The 3,469-nt window shown below is 68.7% G+C and carries 2 protein-coding genes, 1 tRNA gene and 1 pseudogene; 2 read left to right on the top strand and 2 right to left on the bottom strand.

All coding sequences use genetic code 11. The features are described 5' to 3' along the window. Positions 1-729 (top strand): annotated as a pseudogene (locus tag JMF90_RS29525) (MFS transporter); the annotation flags it as partial. Between the two features lie 76 nt (positions 730-805). On the opposite strand, the gene JMF90_RS29520 reads toward JMF90_RS29525, so the two are convergent. Beyond that, positions 806-2,047: an MFS transporter gene (locus JMF90_RS29520; RefSeq protein ID WP_027807286.1), complete on the bottom strand. Its 1,242-nt coding sequence runs from the start codon at positions 2,045-2,047 to the stop codon at positions 806-808. Positions 2,048-2,186: 139 nt separating this feature from the next. On the opposite strand from JMF90_RS29520, the gene JMF90_RS29515 reads away from it, so the two are divergent. Beyond that, the gene (locus JMF90_RS29515; protein ID WP_011547182.1) at positions 2,187-3,059 is read left to right on the top strand and encodes a LysR family transcriptional regulator; all 873 of its coding nucleotides are present in this window, start codon (positions 2,187-2,189) and stop codon (positions 3,057-3,059) included. Positions 3,060-3,133: 74 nt separating this feature from the next. Here the strand turns inward: JMF90_RS29515 and JMF90_RS29510 are convergent. Further along, a tRNA-Leu gene (locus tag JMF90_RS29510) sits at positions 3,134-3,218 on the bottom strand. Positions 3,219-3,469: the final 251 nt, after the last annotated feature.

Genomic DNA, 3,469 nt, shown 5'->3' with positions numbered 1-3,469 from the left:
TTCTCGCGCTGGCCGCCGTCCCGCTCGCGAGCCTCGTCTGCGTGCTGTGGGTGTTGCCGCGCGACGCGGATCGCGCGCGCATCCGGCCTGATCACGATGCGAGCCTCGTGCGCTTCGCGAAGCGGCCGCGTTCGTGGTCGCTGCTGTCGCTCGCGCTGCTGTCCGGCGATGACCGCCGTATCGGGCTTCGGCCTGTCGAAGCTGTTCCTCAACGACGCGGGCTGGTCGCTCGACGCGATCGGGAAGCTCGGAATGGCGGGCGGCGTCGTGACGGTCGTGCTCGGATGCGGCGGCGGCGCGTGGCTCGTGCGGGCGCTCGGCCTGTGGCGGGCGTTCACGGCCGGCGTGAGCTGCGCGGGCGCGGCGGCGCTGCTGTGGTTCGCGCAGGCGAGCGGGTGGCTGCCGGTGTCGCCGTCGTGGGCGTGGCTGTGCACGGTGCTCGGCTCGCTCGCGACCGGCATCACGTCCGTGTCGATCATGACGGCCGGCATGCGTTTCGCGGGCGGCAGCGATCAGGCCGGCACCGACGTGACCGCCGTGCAGAGCACGCGCGATCTCGGCGAGCTGATCGCGTCGTCGACGATCCTGTCGCTGACCGCGAAGGTCGGTTATACGGGCGGGTTTCTCACCGGCGTCGCGCTCGCGGTGCTGGCGGCGCTGATCGCGATGAAGCTGCGGCGGCGCGAGGCGGCGTATGCGATGAAAGGGGACGATGCGCTGGTGTCGTGACGGCTGAGCGGCCGGCGCAGGTGCACGGCGCGGGCCGCACCGCGCCGAGCCGCGTCACGCATGGCTCAAGGGCGACTCAAGCACGACTCAAGCGCCGCGCGGCCAGCAATGCGATGACGAGCAGCACCGCGACGTACGCGGCGACGCTCGTCCACGCGCCGCGTTGCCAGAACGCGCCGCCGACCGAGCCGAGCACGCTCGACCCGACGTAGTAGGCCAGCAGATACAGCGAAGCCGCATGCCCCTTCGCGGCGCCCGCGAGCGCGCCGACCCAGCCGCTCGCGACCGAGTGGGCGACGAAGAAGCCGATCGTCACGAGCACGATGCCGACGACGATCGCGACGAGCGAGTGCGACAGCGTCAGCGCGAGGCCCGCCGCGAACACGACGATGCCGCTGACCAGCACCGGCGCCCGCCCGAGGCGATCGGCGAGCGCGCCGGCGCTCGATGACGACACCATCCCGAACAGGTATGCGCCGAAAATCAGCCCGCACGCGGTCGGGCTCAGGTTGAACGGCGCCGCCATGAGCCGGAACCCGGCGTAGTTGTAGATCGTCACGAACGCACCCATCACCAGGAAGCCGATCGCGAACACGAACGGCAGGCGCGCATGACGCAGTTGCGCGTGCCACAGCCGCAGGTGGTGACGCAGCGTCAGGTCGGTGCGCTTCACGAAGCGTCGCGAGGCCGGCAGCAGCATCACGAACGCGATCGCCGCGAGCAGGTCGACGACGCCGATCGACAGCATCGCCGTGCGCCACGAGAAGTGCTCCTCGAGCGCGCTCATCCCGATCCGTCCGATCATGCCGCCGAACGCGGTCCCGCCGACATAGAGCCCCATCGAGAAGCCGAGCCCGTCGGCGGCGATTTCTTCCGCGAGATAGGCCATCGCCACCGCCGGCACGCCGCCCAGCGCGAAGCCTTCGAGCGCGCGCCAGACCAGCAGCAGGTGCCAGTTCGGCGACCACGCGGCGAGCAGGTTGAACAGCGCGGCCAGCGTCATCGACGCGAACATCAGCCCGCGCCGCCCGACCCGTTCGGACAGCGCGCCGGCGCACAGGATCGACACCGCGAGCATCCCGGTCGACAACGACAGCGACAGCGAACTCGATGCCGCGCCGACGTTGAACTCATGGGCGAACGCGGGCAGCAGCGGCTGCACGCAGTACAGCAGCGAGAAAGTGGAAAAGCCGGCGAGGAACAGCGCGAACGCGATGCGCTTGTACGCGGCCGAGCGCGGGGACACGCCGGCCGGCAGCGCATCGGGTGCGGCGTTCTGCGTGCCGGGCATGGAACGGGAAATCGAAGCGGAGGACATGAAGGCACTCGATGTGCGACGGAATACGCGAATTCTTGCGCACGGCCATGTATATGTCCAATATATGAAATGAACCGCAGCCATATGTTTTAACACTGGCCGACAGGCCGATCCGACTCACCGCGAGGTCACGTCACGCATGGAACTCCGGCATCTCCGCTACTTTCTGGCCGTCGCGGCCGCATCGAATTTCACGAAGGCCGCCGAAATGCTCGGTATCGGCCAGCCGCCGTTGAGCCAGCAGATCAAGGCGCTCGAGAACGAGCTCGGCGTGGAGCTGTTCAAGCGGACCGCGCGCGGCGCCGAGCTCACGCTGGCGGGTGAGGTGTTCGCGGAAGAGGCGCGACGCGTGCTCGACGACGCCGAGCGCGCGGCACGGGCGGCCAGGCGCGCCGCGCGCGGGGAAACCGGTCATTTGCGGGTCGGCTTCACCGGCACGGCCGCGTTCAATCCGAAAGTGTCGGATCTGATTCGCCGCTTTCGGGAGGCGTTCCCGGATGCCGAGCTGACGTTGCAGGAAGCGACGTCGGGCGTGCTGCTGGAAGCGCTGGAGGCCGGGCGCCTCGACGTCGCGATCGTGCGGCCCGAGCGCCGCGTCGCCGCGACGCTGCGGGTAGCCGACTGGGACGAGGAGCCGATGTTCGTCGCGCTGCCCGTCGCGCACCGGCTGGCGCAGCGCCGGCGCATCGAGTTGGCGGAGTTGGCCGACGAGTCGTTCGTGCAGGTGCCGCGCGCGGCCGGCGGCGCGCTGTTCGACGACATCGTCGCTGCGTGCCAGGCCGCCGGGTTCGAGCCGCGCATGGCACAACCGGCGCCGCAGATGGCGTCCGCGGTGACGCTGGTGGCGGCCGGGCTCGGCGTATCGGTCGTGCCGAAGGCGATTACGCAGGTGCAGGTGCCCGGCGTCGTATACCGGCCGTTCGCGGGTAACCGGTTTCGCGCGAGGCTGGCCATCGCGTCGCGCTGCGACGAGCCGTCCGCGGTGGTGCGGAATTTTCTGTTGTTGGCGTAGCTGAAAACAAAAAACCCGCGACGCCATCTGCTGTCGCGGGTTTCGGAAATGCTGGAATGCGAGGAAAACGCATCTGGTGCCGACGGCGAGACTCGAACTCGCACAGCTTTCGCCACTACCCCCTCAAGATAGCGTGTCTACCAATTTCACCACGTCGGCACTGCAAGGGGCGCAATTCTAACGTCACATTCCGCATTTGTGAAGGGGGTATGACAAGGTCATGTAGGGGCACGCGATCGATCCCGGTAGAATTCGTCCGATCGACCCGACGGGTCCCCGCAACCGCCACCCGTTTTCTCCCCGTGACCCACACCCTCGAACAACTGCAGGCCGGACAACTGTCGGGCGCGCGGCAACTCAAGCTCGCGTGCGGATTAACCGAATTTCCGCGCGAGATCTTCGATCTGGCC

Source organism: Burkholderia sp. E168m23 (genome assembly GCF_016586125.1).
Lineage (GTDB): Bacteria > Pseudomonadota > Gammaproteobacteria > Burkholderiales > Burkholderiaceae > Burkholderia > Burkholderia orbicola.
Note: the sequence above shows the minus strand (reverse complement) of the source record. Positions and strands in the feature narration are given on the sequence as shown.

Coding starts and splice junctions, on each gene's coding strand:
- JMF90_RS29515 (WP_011547182.1), top strand. CDS start 2,187: ATGGAACTCCGGCATCTCCGCTACTTTCTGGCCGTCGCGGCCGCATCG.
- JMF90_RS29520 (WP_027807286.1), bottom strand. CDS start 2,047: ATGTCCTCCGCTTCGATTTCCCGTTCCATGCCCGGCACGCAGAACGCC.